The organism is Aporhodopirellula aestuarii (assembly GCF_023701485.1).
Taxonomy (GTDB): domain Bacteria; phylum Planctomycetota; class Planctomycetia; order Pirellulales; family Pirellulaceae; genus Rhodopirellula; species Rhodopirellula aestuarii.
Window position 1 is genome coordinate 46,455 of sequence record NZ_JAMQBK010000042.1, and the last position, 20,620, is coordinate 67,074.

The 20,620-nt window shown below is 56.7% G+C and carries 10 protein-coding genes; 3 read left to right on the forward strand and 7 right to left on the reverse strand.

Annotated elements, in window-relative coordinates; genetic code table 11:
• The first annotated feature begins 165 nt into the window (after positions 1–165).
• A complete protein-coding gene (locus NB063_RS16315) occupies positions 166–978 on the forward strand; it encodes a hypothetical protein (protein WP_250929808.1) in 813 nt (270 codons plus the stop codon).
• A gap of 26 nt (positions 979–1,004) precedes the next feature.
• On the opposite strand, the gene NB063_RS16320 is transcribed toward NB063_RS16315, so the two are convergent.
• Positions 1,005–1,838 carry an amidohydrolase family protein gene (locus NB063_RS16320; RefSeq protein ID WP_250929809.1) on the reverse strand — a complete coding sequence of 278 codons (834 nt, stop codon included), beginning with the start codon at positions 1,836–1,838 and terminating at the stop codon, positions 1,005–1,007.
• A 156-nt stretch (positions 1,839–1,994) separates the two neighbouring features.
• On the opposite strand from NB063_RS16320, the gene metH reads away from it, so the two are divergent.
• A complete protein-coding gene (gene metH, locus NB063_RS16325) occupies positions 1,995–5,696 on the forward strand; it encodes a methionine synthase (protein ID WP_250929810.1) in 3,702 nt (1,233 codons plus the stop codon).
• 336 nt (positions 5,697–6,032) lie between these two features.
• On the opposite strand, the gene NB063_RS16330 is transcribed toward metH, so the two are convergent.
• Both NB063_RS16330 and NB063_RS16335 read right to left on the reverse strand, forming a co-directional pair.
• Positions 6,033–7,364 (reverse strand): DUF1552 domain-containing protein, encoded by a 1,332-nt coding sequence (locus NB063_RS16330; RefSeq protein ID WP_250929811.1) that lies wholly within the window; start codon positions 7,362–7,364, stop codon positions 6,033–6,035.
• Between the two features lie 113 nt (positions 7,365–7,477).
• Positions 7,478–9,832 carry a DUF1588 domain-containing protein gene (locus tag NB063_RS16335; RefSeq protein ID WP_250929812.1) on the reverse strand — a complete coding sequence of 785 codons (2,355 nt, stop codon included), beginning with the start codon at positions 9,830–9,832 and terminating at the stop codon, positions 7,478–7,480.
• Positions 9,833–10,261: 429 nt separating this feature from the next.
• On the opposite strand from NB063_RS16335, the gene NB063_RS16340 reads away from it, so the two are divergent.
• Entirely contained in the window at positions 10,262–11,401 is a 1,140-nt protein-coding gene (locus NB063_RS16340) for a DUF1207 domain-containing protein (protein ID WP_250929813.1), read from the forward strand.
• A 653-nt stretch (positions 11,402–12,054) separates the two neighbouring features.
• Here the strand turns inward: NB063_RS16340 and NB063_RS16345 are convergent.
• The 4 genes from NB063_RS16345 to NB063_RS16360 form a co-directional block, all read right to left on the reverse strand.
• Positions 12,055–14,172 (reverse strand): alpha/beta fold hydrolase, encoded by a 2,118-nt coding sequence (locus NB063_RS16345; RefSeq protein ID WP_250929855.1) that lies wholly within the window; start codon positions 14,170–14,172, stop codon positions 12,055–12,057.
• Between the two features lie 303 nt (positions 14,173–14,475).
• Entirely contained in the window at positions 14,476–14,931 is a 456-nt protein-coding gene (locus tag NB063_RS16350; RefSeq protein WP_250929814.1) for a DUF1569 domain-containing protein, read from the reverse strand.
• A gap of 164 nt (positions 14,932–15,095) precedes the next feature.
• A complete protein-coding gene (locus tag NB063_RS16355; RefSeq protein ID WP_250929815.1) occupies positions 15,096–19,181 on the reverse strand; it encodes an ATP-binding protein in 4,086 nt (1,361 codons plus the stop codon).
• Positions 19,178–20,476 carry a metallophosphoesterase family protein gene (locus NB063_RS16360; protein ID WP_250929816.1) on the reverse strand — a complete coding sequence of 433 codons (1,299 nt, stop codon included), beginning with the start codon at positions 20,474–20,476 and terminating at the stop codon, positions 19,178–19,180. The genes NB063_RS16355 and NB063_RS16360 overlap by 4 nt, the downstream gene beginning before the upstream one ends.
• Positions 20,477–20,620: the final 144 nt, after the last annotated feature.

A 20,620-nucleotide genomic window follows, 5' to 3' on the forward strand; every position in this document is an offset into this window, starting at 1 on the left:
TCGAGGTTCCCTTTTCTCGCACCTCTCTGGCACGACGCTCGCATTAAGAGGCATTGTTTGCCGACGACGAAGAAGGCGACCTCTCAACACGGAAGTGTGCTTCTCTCTACCCTGCCGGTGCTTTCGATTTGCGAAAGGCACCGGGGCAATGAAAGTTCTTAGAATATGAAACGTTTAATCGGTTCGGTTGTCGCCGCGTTCATTGTGATCGTGATCGCCGCCACTCACGCAGATGCTCAGTACTACGGTTCTGCCTCTTCGCTGCATCAGTCCAACCGCGTGCCCAGCCAATACGATCAAAGGTACTCGTCATCGTTCGGGCAACCGACAGCTCACTCGCTGTACCAAGCCGCTGAGCAATATCATCACTCGGTTGATCACTTTCTCGAGGAAGCGAACCGGTTGCGAGGGGTTGATCCGTTTGTTTTGAGATTAATCGATCGGCTCGCGGATCAATCGGCGAATGTTGAAAGGGCAGCTCAACGCGCCAACGATGTCTCAAGGTTGTCCTATGAGTTCAACGAAGTCCAGTCTTTACACTCGGCGGTTGAGTCGGCCGTATTTGGCAATCGGCGATCGAATGTTCAGGCGGCGTTGGGCGATTGTTGGAACGAAACCGAGTTCGCTTTTGCGGCACTGGCGAGAGAGATGCAACGCATCCCAGTTCCACGTTACGGTTCCGCCTATGGAGCCGGTTCCGGGTACGGTTCGTTGCCGGGATATGATCATGGTCATTCGATCAATCGAAATCCGCTGATCGACTCACGCAGTCGCGGCTACGACTCGCGATACCCGGCGATTGCGCGACACGATGTCGGGCTGCCGTATGGACCCTCCTCACGCGGTGGCAATACGTTGAGCAGGGCGGTGCCTTCTCATCCGGTCTCGCCTCCGATTGCGGCGGCACCACGTTACCGGACGGGTTCAGGCTCGGCGATCATCGGCGGGCTGCTGTCGCGGTTGGTGCGAGGAATCTAAATCCTCGCTAACAAAACGCTGCGTGCTTACGCGAGTCGATAGGCACGCGTGGCGTTTCCGGCAAAGAAGTTTTCTTGCTCGTCGTTGCTCAGCGGGGCGGCGAGTTCACGCACCGTGTCGAGCCACCGGGTGTACTCGGTAGCGAGCAGGCACACCGGCCAATCGCTGCCATACATCAGGCGATCGGTCCCGAAAGCTTCGAGGGCGACGTCCCAATATGGACGAAGCGTCTCGATCGACCAACTGGGATCGCGAACTTCGGTCGCCACACCCGAAAATTTGCAACTGACATGATCGCGGCGGGCGAGTTCGCAGAAGTCGCGCCGCCAGGTCTCGTCGAAGTTGGCCGACTCGATGGCGGGCTTCGCGATGTGGTCGAGCACCATCGGGATGTCCGGGTGCCGGTCGGCGAAATCGATTGCCGCGGGCAATTGTTTGGGGAAGACGAGCAGGTCGTAGACGAGATCGCGTCCGGCCAAATTTCGCATGCCGGCGTTGAAATCGGTGCCATCGAGGAATCGGTCGTCGGGTTCGTCCTGGACGACGTGCCGAAATCCTTTGAGCAAGCCGTTATCAGCGAATTCATCGATCGCCGACGCCACATCCGGTTCGGCAAACGGCACCCAGCCGATGACGCCACGGATGAGCGGTTCGGTGGCCGCGATTTTCAATAAATCCCGTGTTTCCGCAACGATTTGCCGAGCCTGGATGCTGACAAACCCGTCTATATCGTTACTTCCAGCTATTTCTCTCAGTTGGGGGGCGAGGAAGTCCTGCTTCAAGACGCTCATCTCGTCATTGATCCACCCGTATTCTGCCGGATCATATTTCCATAGATGGTGGTGGGAATCGATCAGCATCGCCGGAAAACCTCTGTGTTGGGTTGTTCAATTGTTAATGGGGAATGATGATAGCGGTTCAAAAGACCTCTCACCAAGTAGGCCGGTCTCCACCCGGTCGCTGGTAGTCGAACTCCCCACTATTTTCTTCTTTTAACGGCCCCTCCGTAATAAGACATGTTGCTATCTTCCTCGACCGACCAACAGATTGCCGAACTGATTCGTGAACGCGTGTTGCTGCTCGACGGTGCCATGGGGACCATGATTCAGCGGCTGAAACTCGATGAAGCTGGCGTGCGGGGCGAGCGATTTGCCGATCATCACAAAGATCTCAAGAACTTTTCCGATATCCTCTGTCTGACTCACCCCGACAAGATCACCGCGATTCACTCTGCCTATTTCGAAGCGGGCAGCGATATCGTTGAAACGAACTCGTTTGGGGCCTCGCCGGTCGGAATGATCGAGTTTGATCTACCGCTCGAACTCGTCGATGAGATCAACCACGCCGCGGTGGCGTGTGCCCGTCGGGCGGCCGAAGAGTGGTCCGACCGGACGCCGGATAAGCCACGCTTCGTTGCCGGGTCGATTGGCCCGACGACGAAACAACTCGCGATCAGCACGCAGGACGATCCGGCTCACCGTGACACCACGTTCACCGAAATGGCCGATAGCTATTACGCCCAAGTGAAATCGTTGGTCGAGGCGGGCGTTGACATCTTGCTGCCCGAAACCGCGATCGACACGTTGAACCTGAAGTCGTGTTTGTTTGCGATCCAGCGATTCTTCAATGAGGGCGGACGCCGCGTTCCGGTGATGGTCAGCGGTACGTTTGCCGATGGCGGACGAACGTTCGTCAGTGCACAGAGCGTCGAAGCGTTCTGGACTTCGATCAATCACTTTCCCGTGCTCTCGGTCGGCATGAACTGCGCTCTCGGCCCAGACATCATGCGTCCTCACATCGAGGAATTGTCTCACGTCGCAGGCGTCCCGATCAGTTGCCACCCCAACGCCGGGTTGCCCAATGACATGGGTGAGTTCGACCTCGGTCCAAAGATCATGGCGGAGAAGGTCGGCGAATGGGTCGACAACGGATGGCTGAACATTCTCGGCGGTTGCTGCGGAACGACGCCCGATCACATCCGCGCGATGGCCGAACGGACCAAGGGAGCCAAACCCAAGCAAGAGACCCCCGGTCCCGTCTACACACGATTGTCGGGCCAATTGCCGATGGTGATGCGGCCGGAGATTCCGTTCACGATGATCGGCGAACGTACCAACGTGACCGGCAGTCGTAAATTCGCACGCTTGATCCGCGACGAGAAATATGAGGAAGCGGTCGAAGTTGCGCGCGAGCAAGTCGAAAACGGTGCGACGATCATCGACGTCAACTTTGACGACGCATTGCTAGACGGTGCCGAAGCGATGACGCGGTTCCTGCGGTTGATCTCCAGCGACGATGTCGTGGCGGCGGTGCCTGTGATGATCGACAGCAGCAAGTGGGAAGTGCTCGAAGCGGGGCTTTGCAACGTGCAAGGCAAAGCGATCGTGAACTCGATCTCGCTTAAAGACGGCGAAGAAGAATTCCTGCGTCGTGCCCGCTTGGTGCGCCAATACGGAGCTGCCGCAGTCGTGATGGCGTTTGACGAAGAGGGCCAAGCCGCGGATGAAGACAATAAAGTCCGAATCTGCAAACGGGCTTATGACTTGCTCGTCAATCAAGCCGGCTTTCCCCCCGAAGACATCATCTTCGACCCAAACATCTTGACCGTCGCGACGGGCATGGATGAACACAACAACTACGCGATCGACTTCGTCAACGCGGTCGCCCGGATCAAGAAAGAATGCCCGGGTGCGAAGACGAGTGGCGGGGTCAGCAATATCAGTTTTAGTTTCCGCGGTAACGATCCGGTTCGCGAAGCGATCCACAGTGCGTTTCTGTACCGCGCCGTCGCGGCAGGTTTGGACATGGGGATTGTCAACGCGGGACAGCTCGAAGTTTACGAAGAGATTCCCAAAGATCTGCTAAATCACGTCGAAGACGTTTTGTGGAACCGGCGTCCCGACGCGACGGATCGGATGTTGGAATTCGCCGAAACCGTCAAAGGTAGCGGCAAGAAGAAAACCGGCGAGGATCTCACTTGGCGTGAAGGCACCATTGCTGAGCGGATGAAGCACGCGTTGATCAAAGGGATCGACAAGTACATTGTCGAGGACACCGAAGAGGCACGCCAGCACTACGACCGTTGTCTGCACGTCATCGAAGGTCCGTTAATGGACGGCATGAGCGTGGTCGGTGACTTGTTCGGCCAAGGCAAAATGTTCTTGCCGCAGGTCGTCAAATCGGCTCGCGTGATGAAGAAGGCGGTCGCCTATCTCGAACCCTTCATGGAAGAGGAAAAGATCGCTGACGGCACTCAAGACCAATCCGCCCGCGGGAAATTCCTGATCGCAACCGTAAAGGGTGACGTTCACGATATCGGTAAAAACATTGTCGGTGTGGTGTTGCAGTGCAACAACTACGAAGTCATCGACATGGGCGTGATGGTCGCGGCTGAAAAAATTCTCGACGAAGCAATCAAACAGAATGTCGACATGATCGGCCTCAGCGGTCTGATCACACCGAGCCTCGACGAAATGGTTCACGTCGCACGCGAGATGAAACGGCGAGGAATCACGTTGCCGTTGTTGGTTGGCGGTGCGACGACCAGTGCCAAGCACACCGCGGTCCGTATCGCGCCGGTGATCGAGTCTCCCGTGATTCATGTTCTTGACGCGAGTCGAAGCGTCGGTGTGGTAGAGAAACTGCTCAGCCGTGATTCGCGTGACGCGTTCTTGGAAGCGAATGTGAACGAGCAGGCTAAACTCGCGGCAAGCTATCGTGACCGTCAACAGAAACTCGTTCCCTACTCCGACGCATTTGCCAATCGTTACCAAACGGATTGGGCATCGGTGCGAATCGACAAACCAGAGTTCACGGGCACGAAAGTGTTGAAAGACATCGATCTTTCGGAGATCCGTGACTACATCGATTGGTCGCCGTTTTTCATGACGTGGGAACTGAAAGGGAAGTACCCCAAAATTTTCAAAGACCCGGTCGTGGGTGAGCAAGCCAAAGAGTTGTACGAGAACGCCAACGCGATGCTCGACCGTGTCCTCGCCGATCATTCTTTAACGGCCAACGCTGTGTATGGGTTTTTTCCTGCCGCCTCGGATGGCGATGACATCATCGTCTACACCGACGAATCTCGCACGACGGAGAAAACTCGCTTCCATTGCTTGCGTCAGCAATGGGAACGCAAGGGGCAAAAGGATTACCGGTCACTCGCCGATTACATCGCTCCGGTCGATAGCGGTCGGGAAGATTACATTGGCGGATTCGTCGTCACGGCGGGGATCGGTGCCGAGGCCCTCGCGGCGAAGTTCCGTGCCGAACACGATGACTACAACGCGATCATGGTATCGGCCGTCGCCGACCGATGTGCCGAAGCACTCGCTGAATGGTTGCACCGTCGGGCGAGAATCGAATGGGGTTATGGTTCCGAAGAAAGCTTGACCCGTGAAGAACTGATCGCCGAAGCCTATCGTGGGATTCGTCCGGCGGCGGGCTATCCGGCCTGTCCCGACCACACCGAAAAGCGGACGTTGTTCGACCTGCTCGATGCGGAAAAGACGACTGGTGTCGAGTTAACCGAAAGCTTCGCGATGACACCAGGTGCCGCGGTCAGTGGTTTGTATTTCGCTCATCCCGAGTCACGGTACTTCTCGGTCGACCGAGTGACGAAAGACCAGATCAAGTCTTATGCGTCACGCAAAGGATGGGCGATTCGAGACGTCGAGCGTTGGCTTTCGCCAAACCTCGCGTACGAACCGGACGCGTAACGTGCGGGCAGCGGCCCGGCTTTAAGTTTGGTGCGACGGACGTGGACGTCCGTCGCACGCTTAACGTCAGCCTCGGACAGGCCGTGAAGTAATGAGTGTGGCCGTTCGCTCCGCGAACGAGCGTTCCCGCAAGCTTCGTTTGCGGAGCAAACGGCCACATTGCTTCGCCTCGAGACGTCGATTTAATTACTGCAGAAGTTCAAAAGTAGCGTAACAGCACAAGCCGTCCGGTAACGCGGGACCGGACGGCTCTCGCCATTCCGCTACTTTTGAAATCCTGCAGTTGTACAATCGATGTCCCGAGAGGTGGACCTACGTGTTGACACTCCGTGATGTTTAGACCCCGGTTAGGACACCGTCGCCGCAGAAGTCGGGGTTGCCGAAGGATGCTTGTGGGAACCCCATTCGTTCGGCGATCGTCATCAGGAACCGGTTGTGAGGTGTCCGTTTGAAATCGATCGCTCGGTTTCCTTGGATGCCGAGTCCGCCGCCGACCAAGACAAACGGGATGTTGTCTCGGGTGTGTGAGTTGCCTTTGCCGAGTTCGTTCGTCCAGATGATGGTGGTGTGATCGAGCATCGATCCTTCGCCACCCGGTTCAGGCGTGTCGCTCAAACGTTGGGCTAGCATCGCGACTTGTTCGCAATACCATGTGTTGATCTGAATCAACTGTTCGTACGACTTCTCGTTGCTGTCGGGTTCGTGCGAGATCGCGTGGTGCCCTTCGTTGATGTCGAGCCAACGCATCTTCGCACCGCCAACGCTGTTGGTGATTTGGAACGTGGCGATGCGGGCGAAGTCGGCGGCAAACGAGTTGACCAGCAACTCGATTTGCATCCGCGTGATCTCGGGCATGTTGTCGTTTTGGTCTTCGACATTGGGGGGCAGTTCAGGAACGGCATGACCAATCTGTGTCGTCTGTGCAGCTAGCTCAACTTTGAGATCTTTTTCGACTTTGCGAACGAGGGCTTGGTGTTGCTCGAGCAGTCTGCGGTCTTCCACGCTGACCATCTTTTCGAGTTTGCGGAAGTCATCGGTCAAGTCATCCAGAACGCTGGCGAGCAGTTCCCGGTTCTTGGCTTGCCCGTAAAGTTTGTCGAACATTTTGTAAGGGTCGTCGATCGGCGCGACCGGTTGGTTCGGTCCGCTGTAGGACATCCGCGTCCACGTGTCGGCGCGGTCGGGGACCATGACGCCAAACTCGAGCGAACCGAATCGGGTTCGCGTTTTGGCATCGGCTTGCAATTGGTTCTTAAGGAATTGATCGATGCTGATCCCTTGTGACCATCCCGCCGGCGTATCGCTGCCGCCTTGGATGTCACCGGGGAAGAGTTCGACGCCGGTGAGCAAGCAACCGATACCTCGCATGTGCCCGTCACCGTCACCTTTGATCTGATTGCAAAGGCCGTGCATGGTGACGGTTTGGTCACGAAACGGTTCGAGCGGTTTGAGAATTCGCTTGAATTCGATCGCGGCCTCATTCTCCTTTTTGCCTACCGTCGGCCAGAAATGATCCGGGATGACGCCGTTGGGGCTGAACACAATCACCAAACGTTTGCGGTTGGTCGACTCAGCACCGAGAGCGAGGCTCGGCAGGTTCATCGCAAAATGAGCCGCTGCGGCGCTGATACCGGTTTGCTTTAGGAAGCGACGCCGTGATTGACGCATAGCAATCTTCGAATGGGAGTGAAGGACTTCGTAACGATTCGGCAGAGCGGTGTGCCCTGTGTGTTCAAGGCGTGGCACGAGTGAGGACAGTTTGCCCCGTGCGTTTGTCTCTCTCAATCTTCTGAACAAATCATGGCAACTTCAACAAGAAGTTTGCGGATATTGAAATTTGATTCGCGAAATTTCCGTGTGAGTTGGTCGAGTCGATCGGGACCATAGGCAGCGATCGGCTGCTTGACGAAGTACTGAAAGACTCGCGACACGAACGCGGTTTGCGCGTCAGGACTGGAGGCAACGTAATCGCCCAAATCCCGAGCGTTGCCGAACTGAATATCTTCGTCGTCTCGTGTTGTGTATCCGCCCGAGGCATCGATCGGTTTGCTGTTTTCGGTCTTTCGGTAACGACCGACGGCATCAAAATGTTCGAGTGCGAATCCGAGTGGATTGATCTTTGCGTGACAAATCTGGCAACTCGCGGGACTGGTTTGCAATTCGACGCGTTGACGCGTTGTCAAATCGGGATGCAAGTCAGGGCTCAGCGGCGCGAAGGCGGAATTGGGAGGTCGCAACGTTCGCCCCATCACGTGTCGGATTAAGAACACGCCGCGGTGAATCGGTGACGTCGTTTGATGATGGGCAAATTTTGCCATCACGAGTGGATGCGTCAGAACGCCGACATGTGTCTGGCGATCGCGGACGGACGCACGAAAGCGATCGACCTGGGGGCTCGCTTCATCTTCAGACGGTTTCCATGCGTCGCCATAAAACTCAGTCAAACGCGGTGACGTGATCGTCCAGTCGGCAGCCATCAATTCTCGGTAGTCACTCGCTTCGCTCCACACGACCGAGTCGATGAACAGATCTAGCGATTGACGCAGGTCACTGACGACGGATGCATCGAAACCGGCAAACCGTTCTTCGTCTTTGCGAAGATCATCCGTCGGTGTCACTTCAAGCCAATGATGAAACATCTCGCGGACTTTGGCACGCGTGCGAGCGTCATCAACGAGTTGGATGGCAGTGCGACGTCGTTGGTCGGCGTTCTCAAGTTCGTTCTTGTTGATCTTGTCAACCAACCATCGATCACCCGGCAATGAATCATGCAATGCGAGCGAGAGTTGAACACCCGCCCGCCAGGAACGTGTGCGGTCACGATCAATTGACGGGTAAAGGAAGCGAGGGGATTTGATCGTCAACAGGATTGCATGACGGATGCGGTCCGCTTCGACTTCGTTCTCTTTCAAGACGATGTCGACGATTCGGTTGGCATCGGATTGTTTTGGCGGCGACCGATGAGCCACTTCGATTAGCTGCGTCAGAAACTCGCGGAGTAGCTCGTCGCGAGAGAGCTTGCTCTTTTTGTTTTGCTTTCGGTAGTCGGGCCACGCTTCGTCAATCACGCGATCGGCGAATTCGAGTGCTGCCGACGTGACGGCGTCGTCCCACGTGGGATCGACTGAGATGCCTCGTTGGAATCCGTAGGTGCGATCATCGGGAGGCATTTGCGTCGACAGTCGCAGTGTTGGTGGCACCCAACCGGGAACGAGATAACGCGACGGAATGATTTCCTCGACACCTCCGGGGGGAACCCACGACAGCGAGATGCTCGACGGGGGCGTTGCGCCTTTGCGTTTGCGTTGGTTCAGATTGATCGTGATCAGATAGGTGCGGCCACCGGTGAGGTACAACGAGCGGCGGAACTCATTGCGTCCTTCCGATTGGACGTGATTGTCGATCAGCTTGTAGGAATCGTGAGCGAATGTGCATTCGAACGACGTCGTGCTGCGGACAACGATTTCATAGCGACCGGTTTGTTCGACCCGAATGCCGCCACTCCAGAGAGTATGGAAGTTCGTGCCGTCGATTCCGGCGTCGCTTCCGTCAACATTCTTGGGACCGTCGACGCCAAAATCAAAATCGATCTGCGGGTCGGTGCGAGTGATCTTGCGATCCCTGTCGTCCCATTTCGTCCCGGTGTAATACTTTGCTTCCATCCCATTTTCGGTTTGTCGCGCGTTCCATTCGTCACGTCGGATTTGGGAGAAGACGCCGTACAAGTTCGAGAGGCTTTGGCGTAGCTGGTCGCCGGTCAAACGTTGCAACGCTAACCGCGGAGGGCGGTTACGCAGCTGTGCGGCTTCGCTGTAGAACTGATGGTGGATATAAGTGGCGACGGCCTTGGCGTCATCACCGACGCACTGATCCGGATCCTCTTCAGGCATCGTGTCGGAAATGAGTTCGGCAAGTTCACCGATCGAGGCGTCGCCGGTCAACGGATCCGGATAGTTTTCTTCGGTGCCTTCGCCATTGTTTCCATGACAGCTCGAACATTGGCCGGCAAAGATTGAGGCTCCCAGCTTGACTTGATCGTCCGATGGATCGTCGATTGCGGATGCCGGGCTCGCCGCGGTCAACGACCACGCGACCGAGATGACAAAGAGCGTCAGTGCGAGGGAGGACTGATTCATGCTGTGTCGCAGACGGGGCGAACGTTGTCAGAACGTTGCCGCGGACTTTGATGGTGGGAGGGGGAGTTGCGACTTGGAAGGCAGGGGCGGAATCGGGAATGATGCCCGATTGCGAATTGGCACAACACCAGGTGGGTACGGTTGATTGTACGCTGGGTGCGTCAAAAAGCCAGTCCCTAGGGCGTCTTATCGAACTTTGCTCACGGTCAGTTTCGCCCTCCAGAGTGATCTCGCGTGTCTGGCACGGGACCGGAAATCGGCGGAAAAATTCACGTCAGGACGGTAATTATTCCGATTGATACAATCTGTATCTTCGTCAGAGAACGGTAAAGCGTCAGGGCGATTGCTATCTGCGTGGCACCTCATTTCACTTGGCACGTCGCGCTTCGTGCAGCGTGTGAACCTAAAAAAACCGGAAGGTTCGTTGCAATGAGTGTGTTACGGAGCGGTGCCATGGCGCTGATGGGAGGCATTGCGTTAGCGTTTGCTTCCGTAGGCATCGCCGAGCAGCCCGAAATCCATACACTTTCTAGCGACGCGGGCGAGTCGACTTATGATCAGTTACCCCTGTTGCTGACCCAGAGCGTGGGCTCTGGCCTGGGCGGGGCGGAGGAATCGTTCGACCTGCCTGCCGATGAGGCCTCGTGGAACGATTACGATAGCGCCGTCTCGCTATCCAGCCTCAATTCGCCTGCAAATGACGGTGCCGCTCCGAACGAACTCGACGCATGGTCATCGGATTTGCCCGACGACGTGATGCAGCAATCCGTCGTTGAGGCGATTTCAGGGTCGCTGCCTGGCAGTCAGGAGCGTGACTGGCGGTTGTTGCCTGACGGTCTGCTCTACCACTCGTATCTTGCCGGCCCGCAAGAGCCACGGATTTCCGCGATCTTGTTTGGCGATGACAACGGCGGCTACTTTTGGGACGCAACCCTCGGCGGCCGTGTCGGCTTTTTGCGGTATGGGACCGACGACGCGAAAAACCCTCAAGGGTGGCAATGGGATCTCGAGGGAGCCGTGATGACCCGGTTAGATCTGCTCAACTCCGAAGATGTCGAGTCGATGGACTTCCGCTTCGGAACGTTGATCACGTGGTCAGAAGGTCCGTGGGCGATGAAGTTTGGTTATTTTCACTTGAGTTCTCACGTGGGCGATGAATACATGATTCGCAACCCCTCGTTCGAACGAATCAACTATGTCACCGAATCGTTGATTTATGGGGTCAGTCACCAACCGATCGAACCGGTGAGAGTTTACGGGGAAGCTGCGATCGCGGTGAAATTCTCCGGTGGCGCCAAACGCATGCAATATCAAACCGGGGTTGAGTGGAGTTCGCCGCCTCGCAAGCGAAACGCGATGGCTCCGTTCGCGGCAGCTAACTTCGGATTCCGTGAAGCGACGGAGTTTCACATGGCCACGACGCTGCAAGCGGGTTGGCAATACCAGGGGCCGAAGTCCGATCGGCGACTGCGATTCGGTTTGCAGTACGGAGACGGCCCGACCAGTCAGTTCGAGTTCTTCCAGAAGAACGAAGAGTATCTCGGCTGGGGCATTTGGTTCGACTATTAACTGAATAGCGATGCTTTCCGGCAGACGTAGTGGAGTTTTCGCCGCTCACGTAGCTGAGTTTCTCTGAGCCTGTGAATCTATACGCCGGGGGCGAAGCAATGTGGCCGTTTGCTTGGAACGTCTCTTTTTAGCGGAATGGCGCGAGCGGGCTGTTGTGTTAGGCGTTTCGCAAAAATTAGTGAGCCGACAGCGCTAGCTGCGGGCCTCCAATGGGCGCGTACTAGCCGTTAGGCCGTCGGCTCAATAAAACAACAGCCCGCGAGCCGTCCGGTCCCGCGTTACCGGACGGCTCGCGCCGTTCCGATACTTTTGAAATCCCGCAGTAATTAAATCGACGTCCCCCGCCAACGAAGCTTACGGGAACGCTCGTTCGCAGAGCGAACGGCCACACTAATAACTTCACAGTCTCTCTGCGGTTCCGTATGCGGGTTACATTCGCAATTGTCGGTCTTGGAGATACTGAGCTGCGCGAAACGCAAACCACGGACCGGCACTCGTGGCTTTTGGATGTCGTTACTTCGTGACTCACCATTTGCCAAACACGGAATCGAAGCGACCGCAAGGCTTCTGCTTACTTCCCCTCATCAATGGCCGGGTAGGAAGCGTTCGCGTTTTTATCCCCTGCAACGGAAACGCTGCTGCAGGCAATCCGGTTATTTAAGATTGGTGGCAGAGCCGTTGCTGCTCCCCGAAAGTCGGAAGATGGCTTGAGAACCCGCTGGTTTTTCGAAACGGAATCGCGGATCGGAGATCAGCCCCGTGGCACCGTCGGCGATCAAAGGGGTGCGTGTCGGTGCGTCCCAGGCGAGCCGATCTTCCGAATCGACTTCTCGAAGATGATCGAGCAAAATCCGTCGCACTTCGAAGATCGCTTTACCAGTCATATGCAAACTCGTGTGCGTCGCGTCGACGACCAGTTCGCTTTGCACGTCTTCCATTTTCGCGCTGGTGTACTCGACCACTCCATCGCCTTTGTAATTGCGTCCTGCTAGCATCGGTGGATCATCGAGTACGCCGATGATGTTGTGATAACGAATGTCCGGTGATGTCTTCGCTCTCAACATGACAGGAAAGATCGGTGAATCGGGTGCGAGCGAATCGACCGCATTGGCTTCGGTCAACAATCGTGTATCGCGAAAGAAGCCGGGATTGGCACGAGTCAGGCGGGTACTCGTTGAGATTGCCATCTTTGGCAGTTTGATGATCTTGCCCGCCAACCAACGCGTCGCGGAGTTCGCCAGGTCGCTTCCGCGGTGCGGTGTACCAATCGTGATCACGCGGCTGATCGATTTGTTAGGGCGAAACTCCAATGCACTGACGAGTTTGTTGACGTCTTGCTGTGGCCCCCGCAGTTTTTCCTTCGGTTGATCGCTGACGATGTTCCAAAAGTCATCGCCGCTATCGATCGTCTGCATCCGCGAAATCAGACCGCCCATGCTGTGTCCGACCAGCACCATGTTATCGATGGCGCGGTCTTGACCGGTCGCATCAAAGGTCTGTCGCATCGCGAACAGATCACTGCGAAGTTGAGTCGCGCTGAGCCAGAAGGGTTGTCCGGATGGATAGAGGTAGAACCAAAACTGATAGCGTTGGCGGATTTCCGGGAAGCTCCGCAGGTCATTGAACATGTCCATCCACGTCAACGGACTCGACCACAATCCGTGCACCATGAGCACCGGGATGCGATTGGGGTCGTACGGTTCGAGCATGTACAGACCACGCTTTTGTTGTGCGTCATCTGGGTCGAGCAACCCTTCGGTTGCGCGGTCACGTTTGCGATACTCGGGGCTGTCGAGGAAGTAGGCTAGCGGCGTGGTCAGGTCGGTTTCGAGGGGGACCCAATCGGGACCCAGTTTGATTTGATTGGCTCGCAACGGATCGAAAAACTCGAGCACGCAGACGGGTGTCTCGTTCGGATCGTCAGCCGCGTACGGGTTCGGCACGCTGTGGCTGGCCAAGCGGAGTTGGTTTGGCGATGCGGCGTGTGATGGGAGCAGATCGCCAGAGGCGGCGTACTCGCCCGCGTTACCCGTCGAGCAACGCAGCAGTGCGGTGACGGCGTAGCTGAGACCTTCGGGATAATATTTCTCGCGTGGATCGTTGGGCCCGCGAGGTTTGCGGACGGCAACCAATGGCACGCCGAGCCCAAAGGTGGTGTGCCGATTGCGGAGCGTTTTGATGTCGAAATCGCTGACAAATTCGTAGCGATCGAATTCATCCGGCTTCCACGCCCCTCGCATTTCCGTGCGAATGACAAACTTACGATCCGCGGTTTGAATCGTATACGTCTGGCCCGGCCGCAAGCGGTTTTCGGCACACAGCACGCGAAGCAGGTCTTCGAGCGATTCGTTGTACAGATCACAGACAGCGCGAAACTGAGGATCGTATTGGTTGCGGACTTCGGCGAGCTGGGGGCCGAAGAGGTATCGGTAACTTGTCGTCAGCGCGATGCCGTAGTGGTTCATCGCGTCACTGGTGCGGCCAATACGCTCGGCCTTCTTACCTTCCACGTACGCCAGTTCGGAAACGGCGTAGGTCAATTCAGGGTCGAGATTCTGACGATTGAGAGTGCGCAGTTGATGGATGCAAATGTTGCTATCGCTCTCATACGTTTCACTGAGCCCATAACGTCGGAGAGTGTGTTGGGTCCGCTCGCTGATCTCGGGACCACGCCAACGCAGCAGTTGCAGCGAATTTTCGAGAGCGTTGTCGCGGATCGGCCGGTCCTGCAAATAGCGAGCGGTCGCACAACCCGTCGAACCACAGGCCATCAAGACCGCGATCGCCACACAACCGAACCACGCAGCGTTTTTCACGCCGTGAGTGCCAGCCGCATGACTCGGTTGAGTCGCTGGTGCCGGTCCGTTAGTTGTCGTGGAACAGAACATGCGAGCGAGACTAGTGAGATGCCCCGCGCGACGTCAACAAAAGATAGGTAATCTAGGCGTGATCCAAGAAGAAACTGCAAAGTCCACCGCTAGAACGTTTCCCACGCCCAGCAGTTCATGGATCGCAACGACATCTACAGACCGTTGATGACGACCGCTGCCTTGAGATAGAAGGCTCGTCAACTTTTAGGCTTCATGAACGAAGCCGAGGTGCAACTCGAAGTGGCGGCATTGCAGTTGCTCGGTTTGCGTGTAAGTCAAATTCCCGAACATCGGATTACGGGGGACTTCTGTCATCGACGCGAACCGCTGATGTGCGGCACGCAACTCAGCCAACGCGGTTTCAACAGGAACGTCTTCTTTAGACCAAAAGTATTCCTGCATTTTCGGCGGCAACTTGAATCCGGGTTTTGGCCGCCCGTTGAGGATCTTGCCACGAATCATGGGGCCAAAGATTTTCAGGAGGAGCGGGACTTTTGGCGGCGGAGCGTCACCGACGGCCATTCGGATCGTTCGCGCGAGATGGTCGAGGATTTGTCCGAATGAAAAACTGCCCGCAGTGGTGGTTTCACACGTGGCGAGCCTTTCGACTTCGGCCATCCCCTCGTCGAGCGTTTTGAAGTGAAGTTCGCGATGATTCATATGCTGACTCGAAGGCTCGTTGAAGAATTTGCGACGCACGATTTTATCGTCCGCTGAGAGGGAACTCGTTCGCTTCTCCCGCAATTCATCTTCGTTGAGGCAATTTGCCGCAGGCAGGGCCGCGGACTGAAATGCTATCGGCCGGCGTTCACCGGGCCGAACAATTAAGAAGCCCGGCCGAGTTTCTCGGCTTTCCACCACGATCCGTCATCATCACGGACCCCGTCGTCAGCGATCCGGTCATCTGCGACCATCTCGTCGGCGGTTTCGGTTTCGTGGACGCGGTCTTCTTCGGCGAGCCACTGATTCCGTGTCGCTTGCGCGGCGGCTTCATCGGCGTCGATGCGGCCATCGGCTGGTTCTCGTTCGAACCATGCCCAACCGATCGAGTTGTCGACAACGCGAGTCTCGACAACCGGTTCCGGCTCCCGCTCGATCACAATGCGAGGTTTGCGAACCGGTTCGGGTTTCGCGGCCGGCTTCTTAATAATTTTGATTTCCGGAGCTCGGCGTCGTCGATGTTGACGATGTAGTCGTTCGAAACCGAATCGATATCGCGATTTCGGAGCCTTGGGTTTGTTCGGCTTGATCGCCCGGTTTTCGACCACGAGCGTGGCTGGGCGTGCAATCGGCAATGGCGGAGGCGTGACGGCGACCGGCAGTGGTTCGGGTTCCGGCTCGAGAGTTTCCGGTTCCGGCTCAGGGCTTTCCGCGACCGGTTCGGGTTGTTCCTCGACTTCCTCTTCGTACGACTCTTCCTCTTCGTATTCCGCTTCTTCGTATTCGTACGAGTCTTCGGGAGGCGAAAGGATGTGGGCGCGACCGGGAGTTCCCTGGGCGGGCATCTGACGAACTTCGACACCGATTTGGTGGAAGATCTCAACGATATGATCGTGGCAGGTGAACATCATGACTTGATGTCCAAGTTCAGCGAACGTTTGCAGAGTTCGAGCGGCGTGTTCGGCGCGCTCGCCGTCGAAATTGACCAGAACATCGTCGAGCACGAGCGGCAACATCACACCGCGACGGGCATAAGCGGCCGCGAGTGACAATCGCAGTGCGATAAAAACGGCTTCGCCCGTACCACGACTGAGGACGTCGAGCGGCAATGATTTACCTTCGCTGTCGTCAATCTTCAATTGGTTCGTACCCAACGGGGTCCAAATGCGGGTGTATTTCCCATCGGTGAGTTGGTTCAAGAACGACGAGGCTTCGCGAAGCGTTTCGGGTTGGCGTTCGCGTTCAAACGTTCCGCAAACATCCTCGAGCAGACAGCTTGCGGTTGCGAGAGTTTGCCAACGACGTGCGAGTTTTTCGAGTTTGCGATCGACGCAGCCGAGTTCCAACCTGGCGGTCATCAAGCGGTCGTCGTCGCCGAGTTGTTTCATGCTGGCGGCGAGTTCACCTTGGGCGGTTTGCATCGATGCGATCCGCGTTTCGGTTTCGCTCATCCGTGTCGTCAACGCATCCCAGCGACGCTCGAGATCGGATGCCTTGACACCTTCGATTTCGCGAGCGACATCGTCGTATTGAACTGACGTGCCGATCATGCTGCGAATCTGTTTATCGATCGCTTCGCGTTCCTCGTTTAATTGTGAGAGCAGCGATTTGCGATCAAGGATTTGGTAGAACTGTTCCGCTGTCGCGACACCGCACTTGGCCCACAACGCACGGCGTTGTTGTTCGGCACGTTCGATCGTGCTCGCGTGGGATGAATGCTGTTTCTTGTACTGCTGGTCCTGTGCCTTGAGGTCGCGACGTTGCTTGATCCAATGTTGTTGGCGTGCAAGCTCTTCGTGCAAGTGGTTGAGTTGATCGAGCGGGTTGCTACGGATCTTCAACGATGATGCGGTATTTTCGGACATCGGTGAGGCGGCACGCAGGCTCGATCGCGTGTCTCGATCGGCATACTGATCCTGGTCGACATCGCGGTGACCGTCTTCGTAGCCGTTCGGGCCGAGAGATCGGTATTGGGACTTGTCGCGATTCTGTCGTGAATCACGGTTTTTGTCGTGTTTCTTATCTCGATTGCCACGGTTGGCATCACGATCGGAAGCTTCGTAGTCGTCGTAGCGAGAGTCGTTAGACGCCTTGCTCTCTTCGGACGCGTCGAGCGCTTCGATGTACAACGTTTCGATGCGTTTGGCGATGGTTTGTCGTTCGCGTCGACGTTGTTCGCGCTCTTCACGAAGGTCATGCAAACGACGCAGGCTCGCTTGCAAAGTCTCGTATCCGTCACCGAGAGTGCGAACACTCTTGGGCGAAAGTGTGTTCGACAAACCGAGTCGGTCGAGAGTCGCGGTCCATTCGCGGCGGGCGGCTTTCATGCCGTCAGCGGCTTTGGTCGCCCGGGCGTACGACGCCTTGTAAGCTTGCGTTGCCGCTTCGTGTGCGTGGTAGATCGGCAGCGATTCTTCGAGTTCAGCTAATAACGATTCCGAATCACGAAGCCGGGCTTCGAGGGATTCGTTGCTGGTCGGTAGGTGTGAGTCGACTTCCTCGCGTTCCGATTCGACTTCGCGAATTTGACGACGAACGCTTTCGATTTGCCGTTCGCAGTCTTCAAGGTCGACGATCGTGCTACGTTGCCCTTTCTCACGGCTGAGGTAGTAGACGAGCAACGCCATCGCACCGAACATGATGCACAACATGCCCTGCGTGGGGTTCGGTTGTGCGACGAACGTCGTGATTTGGAAAACGTTGAATAAGCCGTACAGGACGAGCATCCCACCGACGACAAACGGCAGTCCGAGTAAAAACAACCGATCCATCGGCAATGCTTCATCGGTCGTCAGTTCGATCGATTCGCGTTCGAGATCGCGGTAGTGTCGGGTGAGCTTGTCGAGGTGCTGCCCGAGTTGAATGCGGTGACGCAGCGACGAGATATTGTCATTCTCGCGACGGATCGCTTGTTGCAAGTCGCTCGCGTGGGCACGGTTGAGAATGTCTTGGAGTTTCTCGCCGAGTTTTTCCGCACGTGCTTTATGCGTCTTGCCTTCGGTGCGAGATTGCTTGAGCAAGAACATTTGCTCTTTGACGTTTTTGGCCGGCGTCGAGAGTGCGGCAAGCGTGCTGCGTGACAAATCGGGCAATGCGCCCGTGTCACCTTCGGCGATTTGTAGCCGTTCGTGCTCGTCGATGCCGAGTCGGTCAGCATCCGCTTCGACTTGTTTGCGTGCCTTTTCGATTTGCGTATCGATTCGGGCGATCTGTTCCTCGAGAGCTTCGACCCAAGTCGCTTGTTGTGTGGCGGCTTCGATTCGCCCTTGGAGATCGAACAACCGTTTGTTGACCGGTAATTGTTCGGCTTTGTCACGCAGCGATCGGCGGCGACCGCGGATTTCTTCGATCTTTGCCTTGCGTTCTTCGATCAACGCTTCGATTTGAACGAGCTGCGAGGGGGCGTCGTCGGGCAGATGGGCTTCGCCTTCGATCGCTTTGATGTCAGCGTCGAGTTTGGCCCGCTTCTGCCACGGTTCGTGGACGCTGGTGGCGATCTCGACACAACGGGCTTCGCGTTCCCAGGCGACCATGCGTCCCCGGAGTGTTTCGATCTCTTGGCTTTGCGTCCGCCGCTGCGTCGCCATTTCGCTCCAGCGGCGAGTTTGGCCGGAGAGACGTTGGATTTCGTCGCGAAGTTTTTCACGGCGGCTGAGAAGACCCGCGAGATGGTTTGCGGCGGCTTCTTCTTCGGATTGCGATCCGTTGTCTTTGCCGATTAATTCGGTACGTCCCGCTCGCAAACTGCGCAGCACGTCGACGAGCGACACGCGGTCCAGTCCGCTGCTGAGTTTGTACAGTTCGTCGGCGGCCGAGGTGTCGTCGAGCGTGCTGAGTTCTTGGAGTTCGCGAATACCGATCGCGAACACGTTCGTGAAAATAGGTTCGTCAATCTGGCCGAGCAACATGCTCAATCGGTGTTGGCCCTGGCTGAGCCCATCGGTGCCCGTGACCGCCAACCGGCCCGTCGTGTCGGAATCCGTCAGTTGGCTGTGGCGTCGGATTTCGTATCCACCACCGGGACCCGTCACGCGAATCGCACCACCGGGCGTGCCGCCGTGGATCGGTGGGAGGTACTTTGCACGTCGTTCGGGTGTGAAGCCATACAGCATCGCACGAAGGAACTGCATCAACGTTGTCTTGCCGGCTTCGTTGGGACCGTAGAACAACGTCATACCTTCGCTAAGCGAGTCAACGCTTAACCCGGTCCAGACGCCGAAACCGTCAATTTGGATGTCTTTGATCTTCATGATTTGCGTCCCCATGACGGTTTGCCGCCGCGAAGCAGTTCGACGCCCAGCAGCGTCGCTTCGTCGAGCGTTTCATCGCGATGTTGCGCAGGCACGTCGCCGAGCAGCGTCGTCGCGGTGCTGGAGAGTTCGGGGTGTTCTTCCGTGAACGGCATCAGTTGCACGCTGCCAGACTTGCCCGGCGCGGTGCTTTGATCGGACACTGATGTCGTGGAGCCGGACGTCGATTGTGACTTGCGAAATTTGTCCGACGCGCGAAGGAAATCGCCGAGAATCGTGTCCTCTTCTCGCCATGACTTCGGATAGTTGCGTGGCGGACGAACCGTCAAACGCGTCGTCCACGCGGCGGGATTGCCGTTGCCGTAATCGCGTCGGAGGTTGCGAAGCAGTTCCACGGGGTCACCCACCGAAGTGATCATTTCGGGATCCGAGAGGGCGACGTCCCAAGCGATGAGCAGGTGACGGCCGCCGTTTTCGTTGGCGAGCGTCGTGACCTTTTGCCCGAGCAGATTGCGAAGGCTGCCGACGCTCCGGATTTCTTCGGCGTCGATCGTGACGTGGCAGTAGCGGAACCGATCGGATTCCACGCGGTGCACGCGAGCGGTTTGTTCGGCATCAACATCAACGACGCAGTAGCCGTGGGCGCCGCTTTCGTTGAGACCGCGGCCTTGAGGGGAACCGGGTTGGATCGCGCCGGCGGGAGCACCGCCTTCGATCTCGTTGTAGTTGTGTGCGCCGCCGAGTGCCCAGTAATCCATCCGGCCCGATGCGAGCGCATCAGCGTCTGCGGCACCGTACCCGACACCAACCGTAAATTCATCGGACGGTTCGGTTTGGAATCCAGGGACGTGCAATGAAGATCGTCCTTCGCTGCTGCGACCGACGATCGTGCAGACAACGCGGCCGGCCCTTTCGTAAGGAATCGAAAGCGGCTTGTCGCGGGGGAATAACGTCACGTTGGGCGGCAACGGAACCGCTTCGGGCCATTGTTTCGGATCGTCTGCGATCCCAGCGGCCCAGTAAACGGGAGTTCCGGCGGCGTGCAGTTTCTCGAAGTTATCGAGTAACAACGACATGCCATGCGGTCCGGCCGCAACCGGATGCAATAAGTCGCCGCTGAGTACAAGAAAGTCGATGTTATCGGCCAAAGCGGCGTCGAAAACAGCGGCAGCTGCGGCTCGGGGGGCGGTCGCGAGTGCCTCTCGAAGATTCGGTGGCAGTTGATCGAGATCCCCCAGCGGTGTTTCTAAATGAAAGTCGCTGGCGTGGATAAAGCGAAAAGATTCTCCCGGCATCGTTTCCTCCCTGAAAACGTCGAAATGGCATCCTGCCGTGAAACTTTAGCGAATCACCCAAAATTACGCAAAATCAATTTGCGGGAAACTCGTTTAAGTTTCCAAACGCCTGTTTGAAAGCTTGTTTCACACCTTCGGTGGCGC

Bases quoted from the DNA above. Each gene is read 5' to 3' on its own strand.
- NB063_RS16330 (WP_250929811.1), bottom strand. From the start codon at position 7,364: ATGCGTCAATCACGGCGTCGCTTCCTAAAGCAAACCGGTATCAGCGCC.
- NB063_RS16335 (WP_250929812.1), bottom strand. From the start codon at position 9,832: ATGAATCAGTCCTCCCTCGCACTGACGCTCTTTGTCATCTCGGTCGCG.
- NB063_RS16360 (WP_250929816.1), bottom strand. From the start codon at position 20,476: ATGCCGGGAGAATCTTTTCGCTTTATCCACGCCAGCGACTTTCATTTA.
- NB063_RS16355 (WP_250929815.1), bottom strand. From the start codon at position 19,181: ATGAAGATCAAAGACATCCAAATTGACGGTTTCGGCGTCTGGACCGGG.
- NB063_RS16340 (WP_250929813.1), top strand. From the start codon at position 10,262: ATGAGTGTGTTACGGAGCGGTGCCATGGCGCTGATGGGAGGCATTGCG.
- NB063_RS16345 (WP_250929855.1), bottom strand. From the start codon at position 14,172: ATGGCCTGTGGTTCGACGGGTTGTGCGACCGCTCGCTATTTGCAGGAC.
- NB063_RS16320 (WP_250929809.1), bottom strand. From the start codon at position 1,838: ATGCTGATCGATTCCCACCACCATCTATGGAAATATGATCCGGCAGAA.
- NB063_RS16350 (WP_250929814.1), bottom strand. From the start codon at position 14,931: ATGAATCATCGCGAACTTCACTTCAAAACGCTCGACGAGGGGATGGCC.
- NB063_RS16315 (WP_250929808.1), top strand. From the start codon at position 166: ATGAAACGTTTAATCGGTTCGGTTGTCGCCGCGTTCATTGTGATCGTG.
- metH (WP_250929810.1), top strand. From the start codon at position 1,995: ATGTTGCTATCTTCCTCGACCGACCAACAGATTGCCGAACTGATTCGT.